The organism is Pseudarthrobacter sp. BRE9, assembly GCF_031844305.1.
In the GTDB taxonomy this organism is placed as follows: Bacteria; Actinomycetota; Actinomycetes; order Actinomycetales; family Micrococcaceae; genus Arthrobacter.
The window spans coordinates 53,448-72,222 of the sequence record NZ_JAUZUY010000010.1; the positions used below are offsets into that span (position 1 = coordinate 53,448).

Genomic DNA, 18,775 nt, shown 5'->3' on the forward strand with positions numbered 1-18,775 from the left:
TGGAAGCACCCGCATGACCCACAGCATCCGCAAGGCAACAACGGACGACGCCGGCCCGCTCGCCGCCCTGGCGGCCGTCACCTTTCCGCTGGCCTGCCCGCCGTCGTCGTCACCTGCCGACATTGCCGCCCACCTCGCCAACACCCTCAGCGAGGAACATTTCAGGGGATATCTCGCGGACCCGGACACCACCATCCTGGTTATCGACGCGGGCGGGCAGCTCAACGGCTACAGCCTGCTGGTGGACCGGCCTGCGGCGGATCCGGACGTGGCTTCCGTCCTGACCCTGCTGCCGTCCGTGGAGATCAGCAAATGCTACGTCCACCCGGACTACCACGGACTGGGCGCCGCCGCCGAACTCATGCACGCCAGCCTGGCGGCGGCCGCGGCCTCCGGCGGCGCCGGGGCGTGGCTGGGGGTCAACAGCCAGAACGCCCGCGCCATCCGCTTTTACGAAAAGTCGGGCTTCCGCAAGGTGGGCACCAAGTCCTTCCGGCTGGGCAGCACCGTTGAGCACGACTTCGTGCTGGAGCGGCCCTTGCCGTAGGCGTTCCATTGCCCTTGGCACCCCGGGTGGCTATGCGTGCCAGCAGCGCCGGCGTCAGTGCAGCCTGCGGACGCTGCCGCCGGCGGCCACCCCCTCCACCGGGTAGGCCAGCGGCGGCCGGGGTTCGGCCAGGAGCTTCAGCCCCGGCGGGAGGCCGTCGATAGTGCCGGTTGATCCGGCGGCTGTGATGGTCACCCGGCTGGTATCCAGCAGGACGTTTTCTGCCCGGAACGAACCCACGGATTCGGGCAGGATCGGTGCCAGGTGCACCACCCCGCGGGTGAAGACGGGATCGAATCGCAGCAGGATCCGCGCGAGTTGCACCGGCGCCGCCGCAGCCCAGGCCTGCGGCGAGCATGCGGTGGGGTACGGAACAGGGCCGGGAAACTCGCCGCGGTCGAATCCGCAGAACAGCTCCGGCAGCCGGCCGTCAAAGTGCTCGGCAGCATCGAGGATGCCCAAGGCCACCCGCTTGGCTTCGTCCACGAACCCGTACCGCATCAGCCCGGTAGCCACCAGCGCCGTATCGTGTGGCCAGACCGAGCCGTTGTGGTAGCTGACCGGGTTGTAGGCGCCCATATCGGACGCCAGCGTGCGGATGCCCCAGCCCGTGAACATCTGCGGGGACATCAGGTTCTCCATGACGGACGCGGCTTTGTCTTCGTCCACGATGCCGGTCCACAGGCAGTGGCCAATGTTGGACGTCAACGCGTCAACGTGGCGCTTGTCCTTGTCCAGCGCCACCGCGAAATAGCCCTTGTCCGGAAGCCAGAACTTCTTGTTGAACTCCTCCTTGAAGGCTGCCGCCTTCCCGGCCCAGTGCTGTTCCAGGCCCGAATCCCCGCTCCAGTGGGCCAGCAATGACCTGCCCAGGTAGGCGGAGTAGACATAGGCCTGGACCTCGCAAAGTGCGATCGGGGCTTCCGCCATGGTCCCGTCCGCGAAGTTGATCCCGTCCCAGGAGTCTTTCCAGCCCTGGTTCACCAGGCCATGGTCGTTGGGCCGAAGGTATTCCACAAAGCCGTCGCCGTCGCGGTCGCCGTACTTCTCGATCCATTCCAGTGCCCGGTCCGCGTGCGCCAGCAGCGGCTGGATCGCATCCCGGGACAGCCCCCACCGGCTTAACTCACCCAGGGTTGATACGAAAAGAGGGGTCGCGTCGGCTGTACCGTAGTACGCCGTACCGCCCAGGGACAGTCCGGCTGTAACACCGAGCCTGACCTCATGCGGAATGCGGCCCGGTTCCTCCTCTGACTCCGGGTCAACCTTTTTTCCCTGGATCCCTGCCAGGGTCTGCAGGGTGCCCAGGGCGAGGTTGGGGTTGACCATCAGGCTCATGTAGGACGTCAGCAGCGAATCCCGCCCGAACAATGCCATGAACCAGGGCGCGCCAGCGGCAACCGCAGCCCGGTCGGGATGGTGGGCATCGAAGATCCGCAGGGCACCAAGATCGCTTTGGCTCCGGTTCAGCACATTCTGGAAACTGGAGTCTTCAATGCTGATCCGCGGTACGTTCTCTTCCCAGGCCAGGTGCCGCCGCACGCCTTCGCGGTGGTGCGGCAGTTGGCCTTCTTTGAAGGGCCTTTCCGGCGCTTGGCCGTTTACCAGCGGCACGACGATCACGCTGGTGGCCCATTTACCCCTGGCCGGAACGGTAATCCGGAAACGCAAGCCGTCCGTGCCCACCTCTGCACCCCGTGCCCCGATGGCAGAGCCCCGCTGCTGGCCGTGCCGTGACGCCTCGATGATGAGCTTTTCATCCACCACGGTGCGGGTGGTGTCGTCCGGGCCTGTGGTGCGCCCGCCCTTCACGTCGAACAGGTCCGCTTGGTCGGCATCCACCAGGAGCTCGATGTCGCACTCGACGGGTTCCGCTGCGTAGTTCTCCAGCGTGATGTCGTCCTGCAGGCCCGGTCCAATGTGCCGGACCTGGCGGACCACCAGGGGGCTGTCGAACCGGCCCCCAGGCCAGGTGGCACGGCCAACAAAAGTTGCCTCGAACGGCTGGGGCCGCTGCGCTGACAACGGCTCGCGGAGGGACCCGTTGATGCGAAGGACCCAGCGGGAGATGATCCGGGTGTCCTGGTAGAACGCACCGTTCGTGCCGGCGTCGGGACTGATGTCACCGGTTCCTGCAGAGATGCAAAACGAAGAACCTTCCAGGACGGTGACGGCGCCAACGTCGGAACCGGAGGCTTCGTTGTCTTCATTCCAGGCGGTCATGGAAGGGCTCCCTCCTGAGGGGAAAGCTGCCCCGGCGGACCGGGGGAAAGCGGCATTGTCCCTATCGATTCTGGTGCACCCGCGAATGATGCGGAACCCCTGGAACAATTCTTCCTGCAACGAGGTCCGCATAGAGTTCAAGGTGCTCCCCAACCATCCGCTCCGCGCTGAACCTGTCCTCCACATCCTTGCGGCAAGCGGCCCTGTCCAAGGTTGCTGCGGCAGGAACCAGGCCCGCCAGTTCGGCAGTCCCTCCCAGGAAGCCGGTGCGTCCGTGGTCAACGATTTCCGGGGCGGAACCGATGGATGTCCCCACCACCGGTGTCCCAGTCGCCAGGGCTTCAATCATCACCAGGCCAAAGGGTTCAGACCACTGAATGGGATTCAGGAAGGCCATGGCTTCCCCCATCAGCCGGTATTTCCTGGCGTCGTCCACCTCGCCCACGAAATCCTCGTTGGGCCCAAGCATCGGTTCGATGACGTCCCGGAAGTAGCGGACCTCGTCCGGCTCCCGCATCTTGACCGCGATCTTGAGGTGCATCCCGGCCTGGCGGGCGATGGTGATGGCTTCAAGCAGTCCTTTGTCCGGGCACGACCGGCCGACGAAGCACAGGTAGCCGCCCTTCCCGGTTCCCACCGGAACCCTCGACAGGTCCATGCCGTGGTGGATGACCCGTGTGACGGGAAGATCAGGAGCATGTGACGCCTGGTCCCTTGAGATGGCGATGACAGCGCCCTTCCGGGCAACGGCGCGGTAGATGTCCGCAGCCTGTGCGTGGATCGGGCCGTGAATGGTGGTGGCCACAGGTACTCCGGCCGGCCGGTGCAGGTAGAGGGGGCCCGCCAACGTATGGTCGTGGATGATGTCCACGTCCTGGAGCTCCTCATAAGCCCTGGCCACATGGCTGAGCTCGGCGAGGGTGGTGCCCAGTCCCCCATAGTCGGTGGGCCGCATGCCCGGAACGATCTGCACGGGACAAGTGCTGTCTGCCGGCGCCGCCAGCAGCACCTCATGCCCGGCGGCGGCAAAACCCCTGGCAAGCGTGTCCACTACTCTCTCGGTTCCCCCATATGTTGCCGGTGGGACCGGAATCCACGGCCCCGTAACAAGTCCAATCCGCATTCCTGGCCTCCCAGGTTTGACAGGCCGGGCTCCCCAGTTGGCCGGGCAGGAACGCACCGCCCGGGCTCATATCCCGCCGCAGCGCAGTTCGATTCGAAAAGGGCCTACTGTTTGACCCCTGATCCGACTATTGCCCACGATTGCCCCCGCCACAAGACCCCGACCGTGATGGATGTCATGCCAGACCGAAGGAATGCCGGCCCCGGCCAGGCAGGTTATGCAGGGCATGAAGATTGAGATCTGGTCAGACGTTGCCTGCCCGTGGTGTTTCATTGGCAAGCGCCGGTTCGAGGCGGCCCTTGCAGCATTCCCCCATCATGACGCCGTTGAGGTGGTGTGGCGGAGCTACCAGCTGGATCCCACCCTGCCGGACCACTACGACGGGACCGAACTTGAGTACCTGAGCAACCGCAAGGGCATGGCAGCCGGGCAGGTCTCGCAGATGTTCGAGCACGTGGCACAGCAGGCAAAGGGCGAAGGCCTGGACTACCACTTCGACAAAGTGGTGGTGGCCAACAGTTTCACGGCCCACCGCCTGATCCACCTTGCAGCGGCGCACGGCCGGCAGGACGCGGCCAAGGAGCGCCTGCTCAGCGACCATTTCGAGCATGGCAAGGACATCGGCAGCAAGGACTATCTGTCGTCCCTCGCCGGGGACCTTGGCCTGCCCGCCCACGAGGTGGATGAACTCTTCACCACTGACAAGTATACGGACGAGGTCCGGTTCGACGTCCAGGAGGCCCGGAGCCTGGGAATCAGCGGCGTGCCGTTCTTCGTGATCGACCGCAAGTTCGGCCTCTCCGGCGCCCAGCCCACGGAGACGTTCACTGCCGCCCTCAACCAGGCCTGGCAGGAGGCCAACCCGCTGGTCCTGGTCAACTCCGCCGAGGCCGAGGCCTGCGGCCCCGAGGGCTGCGCGGTGTAGCGCTTTTTACTGACACATCGCGGTAAAGTGTCTGCATGCCCAGGATTTCAGCGGCCAGCAATGCCGAACAACGCGCGGACACCCAGCGCCGCATCCTCACCGCTTTCGGCGAACTCCTCTTTACCCATGGCCTTCCGGGGCTGACCATGACCGACGTGGCCCGGCACGCAGGGGTGGGCCGCACCGCCGTCTACAACTACTACGCGGACATCGAGGAACTCCTCATCTCCTACGCGCTGGATGAGACCGAGAAGTTCCTGTCCGACCTGCGCGAATCGCTGGCCCGCCTGGAGAACCCGGTGGAGCGGCTGGCCCTGTATGTCCGCGCCCAGGTGGTTGACCTCAGCCGCCGCCACCTCCCGCCCGGGCCTGCCATGGGGGCGGTGCTGTCGCCGTCGTCCTTTGCCAAGCTCTCCGACCACGTGGGTGAGCTGAGCGTCCTGCTGCAGGGCATCCTGCGCGACGGCATGGAGCAGGGCTACCTGCCGGTGGCCGACGTGGGCCAGCAGTCCCAGTTGATCCTGGGCACCCTGTCCTCCAGCGCGGCCAGGGGCAGCGACGAGCCTGCGGAACTGGAGGCCCGCGTGGCCAGGACGGTGCGCTTCATCCAGTTGGGCGCGGGTGCACGGTTCGACGACGACGGCCGGCCCATTCGGGTGGCACAGCTTCCGGCAGTCGCCGGCTGAGTCACAGTCAGGCCGCCGGGGTAACGGGCAGTTTGTTAAGGTCCGCTGTGCGCCGGCTTTCCCGTGGGCAGCTGAGCTTTCCGGGCGTCTGGTCCACCAGTTCCGGCTGGACGAGCGCCTTGTAGTCCTGCGCCAGGATCAGGTCCACGCTGGCGTCGGTCCTGCCGTCCTGGAAGTAGTCCGAGCCCGGCACGTTGCGCTGCACGGCGAATGCCGCCGACTGTCCGGCCGGACCTGACACCACTGCCGCCACACCCCGGTAGCCGGCGTTGATGTTCGATACGTTCCCCACCACGAACTTCCGTGCCAGCAGCTCGTCCGCAACGGTGCGGGCCAGCCCGGGTCTGCTGGTGGAGTTGTAGACGTTGAGGTTGATCTTGTCGTTGGGCGTGTAGTCGAACATCGGGGCCGGGCAGGATGACGCCGGGGCGGCGGCAGGCTCGGCGGTGGGGAGATGCAGCCGGCCGTTGATGATGGCCAGGGCAACGATGATGCCTGCGGCGATCAGGCCTGCCAGGAGGACCAGCACCACCCCGTGCAGCACGCGGCGGCGGACCCGGGCGGTCTCGTCGGCATCCGCGGCCGATTCCATGGCGGCGCGCAACTCAGGACCGGAAACAACATGGTGGCCGTGAAGGACACTGGGGTCCTTCGGCCGCTTCCTAGCCATCGAGCACCAGGACCCGGGCATGGATGGCAGTGCGCTGGTGCAGGGCAGTGCGGACCGCGCGGTGCAGGCCGTCCTCCAGGTAGAGGGTCCCCTGGTACTGCACCACGTGCGGGAACAGGTCACCGAAAAATGTGGAATCTTCCGCCAGCAGCGCTTCCAGGTCAAGGGTGCGCTTGGTGGTCACCAGTTCGTCCAGCCGGACCGGCCGCGGCGGCAGCGACGCCCACTGCTTGGGGGTGCTGTAACCATGGTCGGGGTAAGGGCGGCCCTCGCCCACAGCTTTGAATATCACCATGCCACAGTAGGCACCGCGGTGCCCCAGCGAAAGTGGCAGGGCGGACCGGCGACAGGTTGTAGCCAAACAGTGACCATACGCCGAGGGCCCGGGTGCTGGGACGGCGGACCGGGCAGCTCCGCTCCAGCTGACAGAATGGAGCCATGACAGCATCCGAGTCCCCTGCCGTGCCCGTGCCCGGAATCCGCCTGCCGTCCGCACCGCCGCTGGCGCTCCTGCTTGACGTGGACGGGCCGGTGGCCAGCCCCGTGACCCGGGACGTCAAGCCTGACATCATCCTTGACCTGGTGGCCCTGGCAGCCGCGGGGATTCCCGTCATCTTCAACACCGGCCGCTCCGACGCCTTCATCCGTGAACAGGTCATGGAACCGATGATCGCCGCCGGCATTCCGGCGGGAACGGTCATCCACGCCGTCTGCGAAAAGGGCGCGGTCTGGTTCAGCTACACCTCTGCCGGCCCCGGCCCCATCCATGTGGACCGGGAGCTTGCCGTTCCGGCGGCGTACGGCGACGACGTCCGCCGGCTGGTGGCGGAAGACTATGCAGCCCACATGTTCTTCGATGAGACCAAGCGGGCCATGGTGTCCGTGGAGCAGCACATCGATGTGCCCAGTGCCGAATACCTGGCCGAGCAGAAGCTGTTCGACGCCGAGGCCATGGAGCTCATGGCCCGCCACGGGCTGGGCGTTGTCAGGCTGGACCACCACGCCCCGAATTCCGACGACGAGGTGGACTACCGGGTGGACCCCACCATCATCTCCACGGACATCGAGTCGGTGCGGCTGGGGAAGGACCTTGGCGCCAGCCGGGCGGTGGAGTTGCTGGCCGCCCAGGGTATTACCCCGCAGGCCTGGCGGACGGTGGGCGATTCGCGCACCGACTACGCCATGGCGGACTGGCTGCACCACAACGACCACGCGGTGAAGCACGTGGACGTGCGGCCCGCGGACGGCGTGCCGGCCAAACCCTATCCGGTGCTGACCGCAGCGGACCTGGGGCTGGAGGCAACAGTAATCCACGACGACGCCGGCGGCGCCTTCCTGCGCAGCTGGCGTGAGGCGCTGGACGCCTGAGCCCCTGCCGGGCCGCCGTCGAACGTTCCCGCCGGGGCCCCAACAGCGCCCCGAAACATTCCGTTACTCCGGCAGGACTATCATGCAGGTAAGAATGCCCACTTCCACCAGCTCGGAGACAACCATTACAGAAGCACCGGTCCAGGACGAGGTCTACTACGGCGGCCAGGCGTCCGTGGAGGAACAATTTCACGCCGAGATCACGTCGGCGGCGGCGGAGCAGCGGCTTCGGCACCGGCCTGATGTCATCCGGCACAAGGGCCGCTATGCCCTGATCAATGACACCAGGACCCCGTACCAGGCCATGGTGGAAGACCTGCTGTTCCTGCGCAATGTCCTGGCCAACGCCGGCCTTGCCTATCTCCTGGTCCGCGGCAACAACGACCGGCCCGTGCTGGCCCTGGACTGGCAGGACCGGAAGAAGCTGAGGGCCGCCCTGGTGGAGGCGTGCCGGGACGAGCCCTTCTATTCCATGACCGTGGACGCCAAGAAGAAGACGTCCGTCCTGGTGGCCGACGGTGAGCTCTCGCCCAACCGGCAGGGACGCATCTTCCGCCTGTACCGGCCCCGGGTGGAGCCGGTGGGCGGCTTCGAGTTCGGCGCCTCTGCCGGCGTGCAGATCGAACTCTGGTCCTTCGAGGGCGAGGAGCTCACTCTTCCCATCGAGAACTCCCTGACCCGCAGGACCCTGCTGCGCCAGGACGCGGTCCGCGGCACCGTGGAACGCTACGGCCACACCTGGCCCACGATCGAAAACATGTTTGCCGACCACGCAAGCGACATCAGCTTCGACATCGACATCGTTTTCTCCTGGGTTGACGGAAGCTCGCCCGAATACATTGCGGCACGCCGCGCCCAGCAGCAGGGCGTTGTCCTCGGTGAAGGCGACGACCACGAGGCCCGGTTCCGGCAGATCAACGAACTCAAATACGCGCTGCGGTCGGTGTACATGTTTGCGCCCTGGATCCGCCGCATCTTCATCGCCACGGACTCCCCCGCGCCTGCCTGGCTGGCGGAGCACCCCGCGGTCACTATCGTCCGCAGCGAGGAGTTCTTCGCCGACCCCTCCGTGCTGCCCACCCACAACTCGCAGGCCGTGGAATGCCAGCTGCACCACATTGAAGGGCTGTCCGAACACTTCCTCTACTCCAATGACGACATGTTCTTTGGCCGCCCCGTGGGCCCTGACATGTTCTTCACCCCCGGCGGCATTACCAAGTTCATCGAGGCGGAAACCAGGATCGGCCTGGGTGAGAACGCCGCTGAGCGCAGCGGGTTCGAAAACGCCGCCCGGGTAAACCGGAAGCTCCTGTGGAACCGGTTCGGCAGGATCACCACCCGCCACCTGGAGCACACCGCCGCGCCTTTGCGGCGCAGCGTGGTGGCCCAGATGGAGGAGGAGTTCCCGACGGAGTTCAGCAAGACGGCGGCCAGCCGGTTCCGCGCGGCCGACAACATCTCCGTGACCAACTCGTTCTACCACTACTACGCTCTGCTCACCGGCCTGGCCGTCACGCAGACCGCCGCCAAGGTGCGCTACGTGGACACCACCATGCGGTCAGGTCTCAAGTACCTGCCCAAGCTGCTCGCCAAGCGCAACATGGACTTCTTCTGCCTGAATGACGGCAGCTTCCCAGAGGTCAGCGCCGACGAGCGCGCTGAAATGGTGACGGACTTCCTGGAGAGGTATTACCCCATCAAGGCACCCTGGGAGAAGTAGCCCGGTAGGGCTGCTCACCTTCCCGCTGTGTTCACCGCCCGGTGGACACTCCGAGCTTTGCGTTGCCCCGCTGCTTGGTGGTCTCCGGGATCCGGATCCCCGCAACCTCCAGCCGCCGGGCCGTCTCCTCGGGTGACACGTATTCGCCCACCGTGGGTGAACTGCCAAGGGGGACCACCGAGTGCACGATCGTGTGCTCGTACACGTGCACCAGGTTGAAGGATTGGCCGCCGTCCTGCCCGCGGGTGCCTCCGACAGGGACGTTCAGGTCCTGCGTATAGCAGGAGGCGGAAGCGACCGAGACGGGGACTCCGGCGAAGCTGGCCGTGGTGGAGTAGTGCAAGTGGCCGGCCAGGATGGTGCGGACATCCGAGTTGCGGACCACTGCTGCCAGCGATGCCTGGTCGCGCAGTTCCACCAGCACGGAAAGGTCCAGGACCGACGGGACCGGTGGGTGGTGGAGGGCCAGGATGGTGCCGTCCGGGGCGGGCGTTTCCAGCTGCTGGGCCAGCCAGTCCAGCTGGGCGGCACTCAGTTCGCCGTGGTGGAAACCGGGGACAGTGGTGTCCAGGGTGATGACGCGCAGCCCATTGATGAAGTAGCTGTGGTCCACCGGTTCGTCGCTGCCGGGCTGGTCGAGCAGTCCCCTGCGGAAGTTCGCCCGGTCGTCATGGTTTCCCATGGCCCAGATGACCTGGGCACCGAGTTCCTTGCAGGCAGGCTCCACGATGGCCCGCAGCTTTACGTAGGCCCGGGGATCGCCTTTGTCTGCGAGGTCGCCCGTGAAGATGACAGCCTCCGGCCTGGCGCCCGACGCTTTGACTTCGTCAAAGAGCTGGATGAGCCTGGCTTCGCTGTTGACAGTTCCGTAGAGGGGGTCCGGACCTCCCAACAGGTGGGGATCGCTCAGGTGGAGTAGGAAGTGGCGTGGCCGGGGATGTTCGGCCTCGATGTGCTCCATTGCTACCTCTATGGTCGGTGGGAAGCCGTTCTTCCCTTGTACCCTTCAGTAATATTTATCCAATCAGACATTTGGCAAACATGGGGTAAATCGCCGTAGCTGATGTGGAAAAAGTTGGAAGAACTGCGCTTTTGCAGGCCCAATTCGGCGGAACCCCCGTTTACCCGAGCGCCTGCTCGATCGCGTCAATGACTTCGGCCGAGTCCGGCTCAACAGTGGGGGCGAACCGGGCCACCACCTCGCCGTCGCGGTTGACCAGGAACTTCTCGAAATTCCACTTCACCAGTCCCGGCAGCAGCCCCGTTTTGAACTTGGTCAGCTCGCTGTACAACGGGTGCTGGTTCCTGCCGCGGACGTCGGCCTTGACGGTGAGCGGGAACGTGACGCCGAAATTCCGCTCGCAGAACTCGGCGATGTCACCGTCGGTGCCGGGTTCCTGGCCCGCGAACTGGTTGCACGGAACGCCCAGGACCTCGAATCCGCGGTCCTGCAACTTGCCGTAGAGCGCCTCCAATCCGGCGTACTGAGGGGTGAAGCCGCAGTTGGAGGCCACGTTGACCACCAACACGACCTTTCCCTTGAACTGTCCGAAGTCTGTCCTGGTGCCGTCGTTGAGGATCAGTGGGATTGGATACAGCGGCGCCGGCTGCCGGGTCTGCGGAAGGTTATACATAAGGGCAGTTCGTTGCCGCTGCCGGCAGGTACGGGTCGTGAGTGGAGATTTCTCAGGCCGGCGGGGGCGTTGGCGTTGCGCTCAACGTCGGGGTTGGCGTTGGCGTGGGCTCCGGTTCGGCGGGCGGCAGGGTCGGGGCGGGCGTAGGTTCAACCGTCGTTGGGGCCGGCACGGGAGCCGGCGCTGGTTCCGCGGGCGGCAGTGTCGGGGCGGGTGCAGGTGCGACTGTCGGTGGCGCCGGAACCGGAGCGGGCGCAGGTACGAGTATCGGTGGCGCCGGGGCCGGCACAGTGGCCACCGGAGCAGTCGGCAGGGGTTCACTCGGCGATGACACCGGATCGCTCGACGCCGGAGCAGGCTCGGATTGAGTCCGCGTCGGAGTGGGAGTCGGGGTCGGCGTCGGACTGGGGCCCGTAGGCGACGGCGTCGGAGGCGGCGTCGGACTGGGGCCCGCAGGGGACGGGGTTGGAGTCGGCGTAGGCGACGGAGTCGGAGTCGGGGTCGGAGTCGGGGTCGGAGTCGGGGTCGGCGTCGGCGACGGCGAAGGAGTTGGGGTCGGAGTCGGCGACGGCGTCGGGCTGGGGTCCGGGCTGGGCGCCGGGTTTATCGGCGACAGTGCCGGGTCGTTGGGTGCCGGGGTCGGCGAAGGTTCGGCGGGTGGCCTGGCCCCCGTCGTCAATTGCACATCAGGCGGCGGAAGCACCACACCCGTGGCCTCCGCCGGCGCAGGTACCGGAGCAAGCGGCAGGAGTGGCGGGAAGGGCGGGGCCTGCAGCCCGGCTGCGGGGAATCCATCGCCCGTGTCCACTTTGAGGGGGATGGTCCAGGTGATTCTGTCGCCTGCTATCCCCTGGCCAGGCGTATACGAAACCATGCCGGCAGGAAGTGTCCAGGTCACGTCGCGGAGCTGGAGGAAGCTCCATCTGAGCGGGTTGGTATAGCGTCCGTTCAGGATGGCCTCGAAATGCAGGTGGCAGCCCGTGGACCAGCCGGTGCTACCAACACGCGCGACGACCTGTCCTGCCTGCACCGTGTCACCCGAATGGACCCCGATGGAATCGAGGTGGTTGTAGGTGGTGATGAGTCCGTCGCCGTGATCGATTTCCACCCGGTTGCCGCCACCCCAGGGGTGCCATCCAGCCGCGCGAACAATACCGGCGTCAGCTGCGTGGACGGGTGTGCCGCAGGCCGCGGCATAATCCTGGCCCAGGTGGAAATCACCAGCGGTCCCGCTGATCGGACTGACCCGGAAACCGAACGGCGAACTCGGATCGAGAAGCTGAAGCGGGGCCATCAGAAAACCGGCGCCCGGCCTGCCCATGCCCGCCGGCCCTACCGTCAGGTCTCCGTGGGCAACTTGCGCCGCACCCCCTACTGCCGTGTGCGGGAAGGTCAGGGTGACCAGCGGATTGGACATTATCGCCGGGGGCGGAAGGGAACCTGCTGCGCCGACCTGGTCCGACGCCGGCGGAACCCGTTCCCTTTGTGCTTCCTGGACATTGCCACTCCCGGAAGTTCCACTGGGGACAGCAGCACTCTGGGTCCCGGCGCCCGAAACCGATCCCGCCAATTGCACCGGCCCTGCGGGGCCGGCAGAAAGGTTGATGGCATAGAGGGAAGCCGCGAGCACCCCTGCAGCGGCGGCGGCGCGGGCAACGGGGGGAAGGATACGCTGGTCCGGCTTCCTGTTGCCGGGCACTGAATTCTTGCCCAATTGACTGACTCCACGACGTGGCCGGCCGCACTTTGTCTCGACGGTATGTCCCATGGGACCACAGCACCGGAGGGGTGGAAACCCTATAGGTGGACATTGCGGGTTTTTTGCGGGCGTTAGGGGGTGGGAGTTTCCGCTGTTGAGACGGCAATTACCGTCGCCATTGCTGGAATGGGCGACAATGTCCCATGCGCAATGTCCTTCGTACATGGCAGGACGAAGTCAAGAAAACATTCTCAGGGAAGGCCGACGCACCACCGGAATGGTCGCTCCGGCTGGCGGAAGGCGACGATTCCGGCTACCACCTGCCCGGGTCCGCGGTGTGGGCAGTACACGGCTCCATGACGCCGATCGTTGGGGGAATCCGCACGTTGCTCATGCAGTCCCTCCACCCCGGCGCACTGGCGGGAGTCCACGAACACTCCAACTTCCGGGAAGACCCCCTGCGACGGCTGGCCAACACCATCCGGTGGATCTTCACGGTGACTTACGGATCCACGGCGGCAGCGGAGGAGGCAACGCGCCGTGTCCGCCGCCTCCATGAGCCTGTCCAGGGCACCTTCCAGGACAACGACGGCGGCGTCCGCACCTACAGTGCCAACGATCCCGGGCTGGCCCGGTGGGTCCACATCGCCTTTACCGATGGATTCCTCGCAGCCCACAAGATCTGGGGCGGACCCATTCCTGGCGGCCCGGACGCGTACGTCCGGGAGTGGGCCCAGGCGGGGCGGCTGATGGGAGTGGACAACCCGCCGCTGACGGAGGCGGAGATGCGCAGCCAGCTGGACCAGTGGTACGCGCAGGGTGAGCTGCGGGCGGACGACAGGGTGAAGGAAACCATTCAGTTTATTCGTTACGCTCCGCTGCATCCCCTGCTGAAGCCCGGCTACCGGATCCTGTTCGAAGCTGCCGTCTACAGCCTGGAACCCCGGTACCGGCAAATGCTCGGGCTTTCCGTTCCACGGCTGGGCCCCTTCCCCCTGCCCGTAAGGCTGGCCACAAAGGTGGTGCTCGGCGTCGTCCATCTTGCCCTGGGTGGACCCCGTCGGCGGATGGGTCCCAGCGAACTGGCAGCAAGGCAGCGCCTGAAGCGACTTGGTCAGCCAGCGGCAGACAAGGCCTAGCGGTGCCCTGAAATCCAAGCCCTGGTGCCGTAAACGAAAGAACCCGGCCCCGGAAATACCGGGGCCGGGTTCTTGACCGGCGGAGAATGGGGGATTTGAACCCCCGAGGGCGTTAACCCAACACGCGTTCCAGGCGTGCGCCATAGGCCGCTAGGCGAATTCTCCAACTGCTTCTGAATCAAAAGCAGGTACTAGATTACCTGAACTTTTCCCCATCGCCCAATCGGACCGTTCCGGGCAGAATCCCGCGCTCTCCTGCACCCTGCCCTGAGGCGACTCAGCGGCGCCCTTAACCTGACAATGGGCGCCCCCAATGCGCCCATTCCCCGTTGCACCGTTGAGCTGCCGGGTCCGTCCCGTTCAGCCAGGCCACGCAGCTCACAACCTTGAGATTGCCCCAATCGGTGTACATATCCATGATCGCCGCTGGGGCTGGGATAAGCAATGAAACCGGCGGAGTGATTGCGCCTTTCGGCAGTGCGGCGGAGCTCAGCAGGGTGTCCAGGACGGGAGCGGAGGCCGATTCGAGTCGAGCCGGATGTTCAGGTAAAGTATCTGACGGCCCCTCATGTGGCGTCATCCTGTTGAACTCCCCCAGGACCGGAAGGTAGCAAGGGTAGGCGGGCTCTGGCGGGTGCATGGGGGGTCTTTACTATTCCCCCACAGGGCGGCATTATGTCAGCCCGGATTGGTAGGGTTTTCTCTGTGACAGTTACTACCGCCCTGTACCGCAGATACCGTCCCGACTCGTTCGCTGACGTTATCGGGCAGGAGCACGTCACCGAGCCGCTGATGACGGCTTTGCGGAAAAACCGCGTCAACCATGCCTACCTTTTTTCCGGCCCCAGGGGCTGCGGCAAGACCACGTCCGCCCGCATCCTGGCCCGCTGCCTGAACTGCGCGCAAGGCCCCACCGACACTCCCTGCGGAACCTGCTCCAGCTGCGTCGAACTCGCACGCGGCGGCTCGGGCTCCCTTGACGTCATCGAGATCGACGCCGCCAGCCACGGCGGTGTTGACGACGCGCGGGACCTCCGCGAGCGCGCCACTTACGCCCCTGTGCGGGACCGCTACAAGATCTTCATCATCGACGAGGCCCACATGGTTACTTCAGCCGGGTTCAACGCCCTGCTGAAGATCGTGGAAGAGCCGCCGGAACACATCAAGTTCATCTTCGCCACCACGGAGCCGGACAAGGTCATTGGAACCATCCGCTCCCGGACACATCACTACCCCTTCCGGCTGGTGCCGCCCGAGCCGCTGATGGCTTACCTCGAGCTCCTGTGCCGCCAGGAAAACGTTCCTGTGGCCCCGGGGGTCCTGTCACTGGTCATCCGTGCCGGCGGCGGGTCGGTCCGTGATTCGCTCTCCGTCCTGGACCAGCTCATGGCCGGCGCCGGTCCGAATGGACTGGACTATGAGCTCGCCGTCGCCCTGCTGGGCTACACCCATGCGTCCCTGCTGGACGACGTCGTGGAGGCGGTTGCCGCATCCGACGCCGCCACCGTTTTCCGTGCCGTGGACCGCGTCATCCAGACCGGCCACGATCCCCGCCGGTTCGTTGAGGACCTGCTGGAGCGCTTCCGGGACCTGATCATCGTCCAGGCCATGCCCGAAAGTGCGCACGCCATCCTGCGCGGAATGCCCGCGGACCAGATTGCCCGCCTGCAGAACCAGGCCCACAACCTCGGCGCCGCGGAACTTTCCCGCGCCGCGGATGTGACCAACACGGCCCTGACCGAAATGACCGGGGCCACCTCCCCGCGGCTGCACCTGGAACTGCTGTGCGCCCGGATCCTGCTGCCCAGCTCCGAACAGAATGAGCGCGGCATGGCGGCCCGGATCGACCGCGTGGAGCGACGCCTCAACTACACCGGGAACGACGTCACCGTACCGGCAGCCCAGGGGGCTCCCGGCGCGGCCGTGCCGGCAGCCGCGCCTGCCGCCACTCCCGGCGCTTCCTTGCCCGAGCTCCCGCACGCGCCCGTGACGGCCGGCCCCTCCGGTCAGGCGGCACCACAGCCGCCGTCCCAATCCGCAACGGTGACGGGCGGCCCTTCCGGTCAGGCAGAGCCACCATCGCAGACCGCGGCCGCACGGCCCGCCTCGGCCGAGTCCATGCCAGGCGCATCCGCACCTGCGCAGCCCACCGCTGATGGTCCCCGAAGCCAGCTGACACCGCCGCGGGTGAGCACCAATGACTGGCCCATCGAGGAAGCGGCGCGCGTCCGGACACCGGACGGCTTCGCCGCGGCAGGCACCGGCCAAGCAGCGACGCAAAGCAGTGCAGCAGCCAGCCCAGACCCGGCCAACCGCCCATCCCCGGGCATCGAGCCAGCTGGCGCCGCAGCACCGCCGTCGGCGCGGCAGGAAGCACCGGCCGCGCCCGCCCCTGCCGCTCCCCCTGCGATGGGCGACGTGGAGGTCCTCCGCAGGGCCTGGCCGGACGTCCTGCAGGCACTGTCCAAAATCAAGCGCAGCACCTGGGCCCTCGTTGAGCCCAATGCGCAGGTCAGTGCCTTCGACGGCAGCGTTGTGACCTTGTCCTTCACCACTCAGGGGCTGGCCGGCGCGTTTGGCAGGGCGGACCACGCGGACAACCTGCGCCAGGCCATCCACAAGACCGTCGGCATCGACTGCCAAATCAACGCGGTTGCCGGCGGCACCAGCCAAGCGAGCGCTGAGCCAAACCCAAAAGTGCCCGCCAGCCCGGTGGTTCCGGCCACTTCAGCTGACGTTGCCTGGGGGCTTGCTCCTGCGCCCGCGCAACCTGCCTCACCGTCACAAGCTTCCGCGGCCGCCGGATCCCCCGCTGCACCGGCAAGCGGAAACTCTGAGCGCCCCACCACTGCCCGTAGCTCGACCACCGCCCAGAGCTCCCCTGGGGGCGGAGGTTCCGGGAGTAGTGCTGTTGCTGCAAGCCCGGGAGCCGCACCGGAGGGAACTCCCGCGGCGGCCACCTCTCCAGCCACCCGCCCGGCCGACGAAAACCTGCGCGGCCACCAGGACGCAAAGTCTTTGCAGCCTGGAGCCCAAGGCATGGGACCTGCTGCCAGTGGGTCCGGCGCGGACGCCGGTCAGTCTCCGTACCCTTCAGCCGGCGGCGACTACTCCTACTCCGATGACGACTGGGGACCGCCGCGGGACGAGGACGCTCCCCCGCTGGATGAGGAACCCCCTATGGATTGGGAGCCCTCCACCCGACCGGGCAACAGGACAGCGCCGTCATCCCCTTCGGCAGGCAGCGGCCAGGAAGCCCCGGGCTCCCGCAGTAAGCCTGCCGCGCGCCCCCAAGGGGCGGCGACCGGTGGCTCCGCCACAGACACGGTGGCCCTGCCTGTCCACCAAAATGCTGGCCCGGCGCACGATCCGTGGGCGCGGGCTGTGGAACAGGCCCCCGGCGTCTGGGTGGTCGGAGACAAGAGCAATATCGGTGCCAACCCCGCGCCCGGGTCCGTGCCTGACAACATCGGAACACAGGCCAACGTGCCGCATTACGCCCCCGCAACGGCCCAGGTGCCGCCCACCATCCCCGTGGCACCGGCAGCCAAGGCCGCTGCTGCAGCAGCTCCGGGCTGGGGTCCGGGTTCCAACGCAGCTTCGGGTCCGGGGGCAGCTTCCGGGGCCGGTCCCGGCGCGCCGGGCGCGGAAAAATACCAGGTGTTGTCCCCGGACCGCGTTCCCGCACCCGAATTCGCCATGGCCTCCGCGGCACCCGCCACGGTTGCCCGCTCAACGACCGCACAGGCTCCGGCTCCACAGTCCCCCGCTGCCCAGCCGACCGTTGCCCAGACCACCGTTGCCCAAGCCACTGTTACCCAATCCGCTGTTACCCAGTCCACCGTTGCGCCCTCCCGTCCCCAGACGCCGGCGGCTGCACCGGCCGCGGGACAAGGCGAAACGCGGCAAAGCCTTTACCAGCGGCTATCCAACAGCCCCGAAGCTGAGGCCGGACGCGCCAAGGCACCGGCCAGGGCGGCCGCCGCGCCGAGCGCCTTTATCCAGGACGTGCCGAGCGCCGACGATGAGACCATCGAGGAGTCGGGCGTGTTCGGCCGGGCCGCTGTGGAACGCATCCTGGGTGGAAAATTGATCGAGGAGCGGTCCGTGGACGGGAGCCCGGTCACGCCACGCTATTGACGGCCGCAAGGCAGCCGTGGCAGTCATGACCAACTGCTTGTTCCACCCGCCATCCACATCGAACTAAAGAGGGAAACGTGTACGAAGGTGCTGTCCAGGAGCTGATCGATGAGCTCGGACGCCTTCCAGGGGTGGGCCCCAAGTCCGCACAGCGGCTGGCGTTCCACATCCTTGAAGCAGACCCCCAGGACATGAAGCGGCTGGTGGAAGCGATCACCACGGTCAAGGAGCGGGTGAAGTTCTGCACGGTCTGCGGCAATGTCACCGAGCAGGAGCTGTGCAACATCTGCCGCGACCCGCGCCGCGATCCCTCGGTCATCTGCGTGGTGGAGGAATCAAAGGATGTCCTGGCCGTGGAGCGCACCCGTTCGTTCCGCGGCCGCTACCACGTACTGGGCGGCGCCATCAATCCCATCGCGGGCGTGGGACCGGAACAATTGCGGATCCGGGAGCTGCTCACCCGGTTGAACGACGGCGAGATCCAGGAAGTGATCATCGCCACCGACCCCAACCTGGAGGGTGAGGCAACGGCCACCTACCTGGCCCGCATGCTCAAGACGATCGGCATCGCCGTCACCCGCCTTGCCTCCGGCCTTCCCGTGGGCGGTGACCTGGAGTACGCGGACGAAGTCACCCTGGGCCGCGCCTTCGAAGGCCGGCGCAACGCCCTGGGCTGACGCACCTGGCGGCCTCCCGCCGTCGTACCTCACTACGAATTGGACCTGGCACTACGGATTGGACCTGCCGCAGCCGTGCACCGGCACCAGCGCCGTCCATGGCCGGTATGTGGTCACAATTCAACGCCGCTCCGGGCACGGCGATAAACTGTCGGAGGAAAGTCGCGCCGTCCCGGCGTCAGGCTGCCTGGCCTCCAGAACTCCAATTGATCCAATGAAGGTAC

General features: G+C 66.5%; 15 protein-coding genes, 1 tRNA gene, 1 other RNA gene and 1 pseudogene. 10 read left to right on the top strand and 8 right to left on the bottom strand.

All coding sequences use genetic code 11. The features are described 5' to 3' along the window. Positions 1 to 13 precede the first annotated feature (13 nt). Positions 14 to 547: a GNAT family N-acetyltransferase gene (locus Q9R31_RS16710; protein WP_311263832.1), complete on the top strand. Its 534-nt coding sequence runs from the start codon at positions 14 to 16 to the stop codon at positions 545 to 547. Positions 548 to 601: 54 nt separating this feature from the next. Here Q9R31_RS16710 and Q9R31_RS16715 read toward each other — a convergent pair whose 3' ends face one another. Then, positions 602 to 2,770, bottom strand: a complete 2,169-nt coding sequence (locus Q9R31_RS16715; RefSeq protein WP_311263833.1) for a glycogen debranching N-terminal domain-containing protein — start codon at positions 2,768 to 2,770, stop codon at positions 602 to 604. Positions 2,771 to 2,831: 61 nt separating this feature from the next. Beyond that, positions 2,832 to 3,893 carry a glycosyltransferase family 4 protein gene (locus Q9R31_RS16720; RefSeq protein WP_311263834.1) on the bottom strand — a complete coding sequence of 354 codons (1,062 nt, stop codon included), beginning with the start codon at positions 3,891 to 3,893 and terminating at the stop codon, positions 2,832 to 2,834. Positions 3,894 to 4,119: 226 nt separating this feature from the next. On the opposite strand from Q9R31_RS16720, the gene Q9R31_RS16725 reads away from it, so the two are divergent. Both Q9R31_RS16725 and Q9R31_RS16730 read left to right on the top strand, forming a co-directional pair. Next, entirely contained in the window at positions 4,120 to 4,818 is a 699-nt protein-coding gene (locus Q9R31_RS16725) for a DsbA family oxidoreductase (protein WP_311263835.1), read from the top strand. A 35-nt stretch (positions 4,819 to 4,853) separates the two neighbouring features. Further along, positions 4,854 to 5,504 (top strand): TetR/AcrR family transcriptional regulator, encoded by a 651-nt coding sequence (locus Q9R31_RS16730; RefSeq protein ID WP_311263836.1) that lies wholly within the window; start codon positions 4,854 to 4,856, stop codon positions 5,502 to 5,504. Between the two features lie 7 nt (positions 5,505 to 5,511). Here Q9R31_RS16730 and Q9R31_RS16735 read toward each other — a convergent pair whose 3' ends face one another. Next, positions 5,512 to 6,174 carry a LytR C-terminal domain-containing protein gene (locus Q9R31_RS16735; RefSeq protein ID WP_311263837.1) on the bottom strand — a complete coding sequence of 221 codons (663 nt, stop codon included), beginning with the start codon at positions 6,172 to 6,174 and terminating at the stop codon, positions 5,512 to 5,514. After that, positions 6,167 to 6,466, bottom strand: a complete 300-nt coding sequence (locus tag Q9R31_RS16740) for a type II toxin-antitoxin system VapB family antitoxin (RefSeq protein WP_026264985.1) — start codon at positions 6,464 to 6,466, stop codon at positions 6,167 to 6,169. The genes Q9R31_RS16735 and Q9R31_RS16740 overlap by 8 nt, the downstream gene beginning before the upstream one ends. A gap of 146 nt (positions 6,467 to 6,612) precedes the next feature. On the opposite strand from Q9R31_RS16740, the gene Q9R31_RS16745 reads away from it, so the two are divergent. Then, positions 6,613 to 7,542, top strand: coding sequence for a hypothetical protein (locus Q9R31_RS16745; RefSeq protein ID WP_311263838.1), 930 nt, complete (start codon positions 6,613 to 6,615; stop codon positions 7,540 to 7,542). An 82-nt stretch (positions 7,543 to 7,624) separates the two neighbouring features. After that, positions 7,625 to 9,262, top strand: a complete 1,638-nt coding sequence (locus Q9R31_RS16750) for a stealth family protein (protein ID WP_311263839.1) — start codon at positions 7,625 to 7,627, stop codon at positions 9,260 to 9,262. A 31-nt stretch (positions 9,263 to 9,293) separates the two neighbouring features. Here the strand turns inward: Q9R31_RS16750 and Q9R31_RS16755 are convergent, their stop codons facing one another. Together Q9R31_RS16755 and Q9R31_RS16760 are read right to left on the bottom strand one after the other, a co-directional pair. After that, a complete protein-coding gene (locus Q9R31_RS16755) occupies positions 9,294 to 10,223 on the bottom strand; it encodes a phosphodiesterase (RefSeq protein ID WP_311263840.1) in 930 nt (309 codons plus the stop codon). 160 nt (positions 10,224 to 10,383) lie between these two features. Further along, positions 10,384 to 10,896: a glutathione peroxidase gene (locus tag Q9R31_RS16760; protein WP_311263841.1), complete on the bottom strand. Its 513-nt coding sequence runs from the start codon at positions 10,894 to 10,896 to the stop codon at positions 10,384 to 10,386. Between the two features lie 41 nt (positions 10,897 to 10,937). Here Q9R31_RS16760 and Q9R31_RS16765 point away from each other — a divergent pair, with 41 nt between their 5' ends. Then, on the top strand, positions 10,938 to 11,264 hold the full coding sequence (locus Q9R31_RS16765) for a hypothetical protein (protein ID WP_311263964.1): 327 nt from the start codon (positions 10,938 to 10,940) through the stop codon (positions 11,262 to 11,264). A gap of 572 nt (positions 11,265 to 11,836) precedes the next feature. Here Q9R31_RS16765 and Q9R31_RS16770 read toward each other — a convergent pair. Beyond that, positions 11,837 to 12,820 (bottom strand): annotated as a pseudogene (locus Q9R31_RS16770) (M23 family metallopeptidase); the annotation flags it as partial. Between Q9R31_RS16770 and Q9R31_RS16775 the strand changes: the two are divergent. After that, positions 12,799 to 13,734 (top strand): oxygenase MpaB family protein, encoded by a 936-nt coding sequence (locus Q9R31_RS16775; protein ID WP_311263842.1) that lies wholly within the window; start codon positions 12,799 to 12,801, stop codon positions 13,732 to 13,734. The pseudogene Q9R31_RS16770 and the gene Q9R31_RS16775 sit on opposite strands and share 22 nt — an antisense overlap. Positions 13,735 to 13,814: 80 nt before the next feature. On the opposite strand, the gene Q9R31_RS16780 is transcribed toward Q9R31_RS16775, so the two are convergent. Continuing rightward, a tRNA-Ser gene (locus Q9R31_RS16780) sits at positions 13,815 to 13,899 on the bottom strand. 392 nt (positions 13,900 to 14,291) lie between these two features. Here Q9R31_RS16780 and ffs point away from each other — a divergent pair. The 3 genes from ffs to recR all read left to right on the top strand — a co-directional run bounded on the left by ffs (position 14,292) and on the right by recR (position 18,551). Then, positions 14,292 to 14,388, top strand: an RNA gene (ffs, locus tag Q9R31_RS16785) — signal recognition particle sRNA small type. Between the two features lie 21 nt (positions 14,389 to 14,409). Further along, positions 14,410 to 17,874 carry a DNA polymerase III subunit gamma and tau gene (locus Q9R31_RS16790; protein ID WP_311263843.1) on the top strand — a complete coding sequence of 1,155 codons (3,465 nt, stop codon included), beginning with the start codon at positions 14,410 to 14,412 and terminating at the stop codon, positions 17,872 to 17,874. Between the two features lie 77 nt (positions 17,875 to 17,951). Then, a complete protein-coding gene (gene recR / locus Q9R31_RS16795; RefSeq protein WP_056337278.1) occupies positions 17,952 to 18,551 on the top strand; it encodes a recombination mediator RecR in 600 nt (199 codons plus the stop codon). Positions 18,552 to 18,775 lie beyond the last annotated feature (224 nt).

Bases quoted from the DNA above. Each gene is read 5' to 3' on its own strand.
- Q9R31_RS16710 (WP_311263832.1), top strand. From the start codon at position 14: ATGACCCACAGCATCCGCAAGGCAACAACGGACGACGCCGGCCCGCTC.
- Q9R31_RS16715 (WP_311263833.1), bottom strand. From the start codon at position 2,770: ATGACCGCCTGGAATGAAGACAACGAAGCCTCCGGTTCCGACGTTGGC.
- Q9R31_RS16720 (WP_311263834.1), bottom strand. From the start codon at position 3,893: ATGCGGATTGGACTTGTTACGGGGCCGTGGATTCCGGTCCCACCGGCA.
- Q9R31_RS16725 (WP_311263835.1), top strand. From the start codon at position 4,120: ATGAAGATTGAGATCTGGTCAGACGTTGCCTGCCCGTGGTGTTTCATT.
- Q9R31_RS16730 (WP_311263836.1), top strand. From the start codon at position 4,854: ATGCCCAGGATTTCAGCGGCCAGCAATGCCGAACAACGCGCGGACACC.
- Q9R31_RS16735 (WP_311263837.1), bottom strand. From the start codon at position 6,174: ATGGCTAGGAAGCGGCCGAAGGACCCCAGTGTCCTTCACGGCCACCAT.
- Q9R31_RS16745 (WP_311263838.1), top strand. From the start codon at position 6,613: ATGACAGCATCCGAGTCCCCTGCCGTGCCCGTGCCCGGAATCCGCCTG.
- Q9R31_RS16750 (WP_311263839.1), top strand. From the start codon at position 7,625: ATGCAGGTAAGAATGCCCACTTCCACCAGCTCGGAGACAACCATTACA.
- Q9R31_RS16755 (WP_311263840.1), bottom strand. From the start codon at position 10,223: ATGGAGCACATCGAGGCCGAACATCCCCGGCCACGCCACTTCCTACTC.
- Q9R31_RS16760 (WP_311263841.1), bottom strand. From the start codon at position 10,896: ATGTATAACCTTCCGCAGACCCGGCAGCCGGCGCCGCTGTATCCAATC.
- Q9R31_RS16775 (WP_311263842.1), top strand. From the start codon at position 12,799: ATGCGCAATGTCCTTCGTACATGGCAGGACGAAGTCAAGAAAACATTC.
- Q9R31_RS16790 (WP_311263843.1), top strand. From the start codon at position 14,410: ATGTCAGCCCGGATTGGTAGGGTTTTCTCTGTGACAGTTACTACCGCC.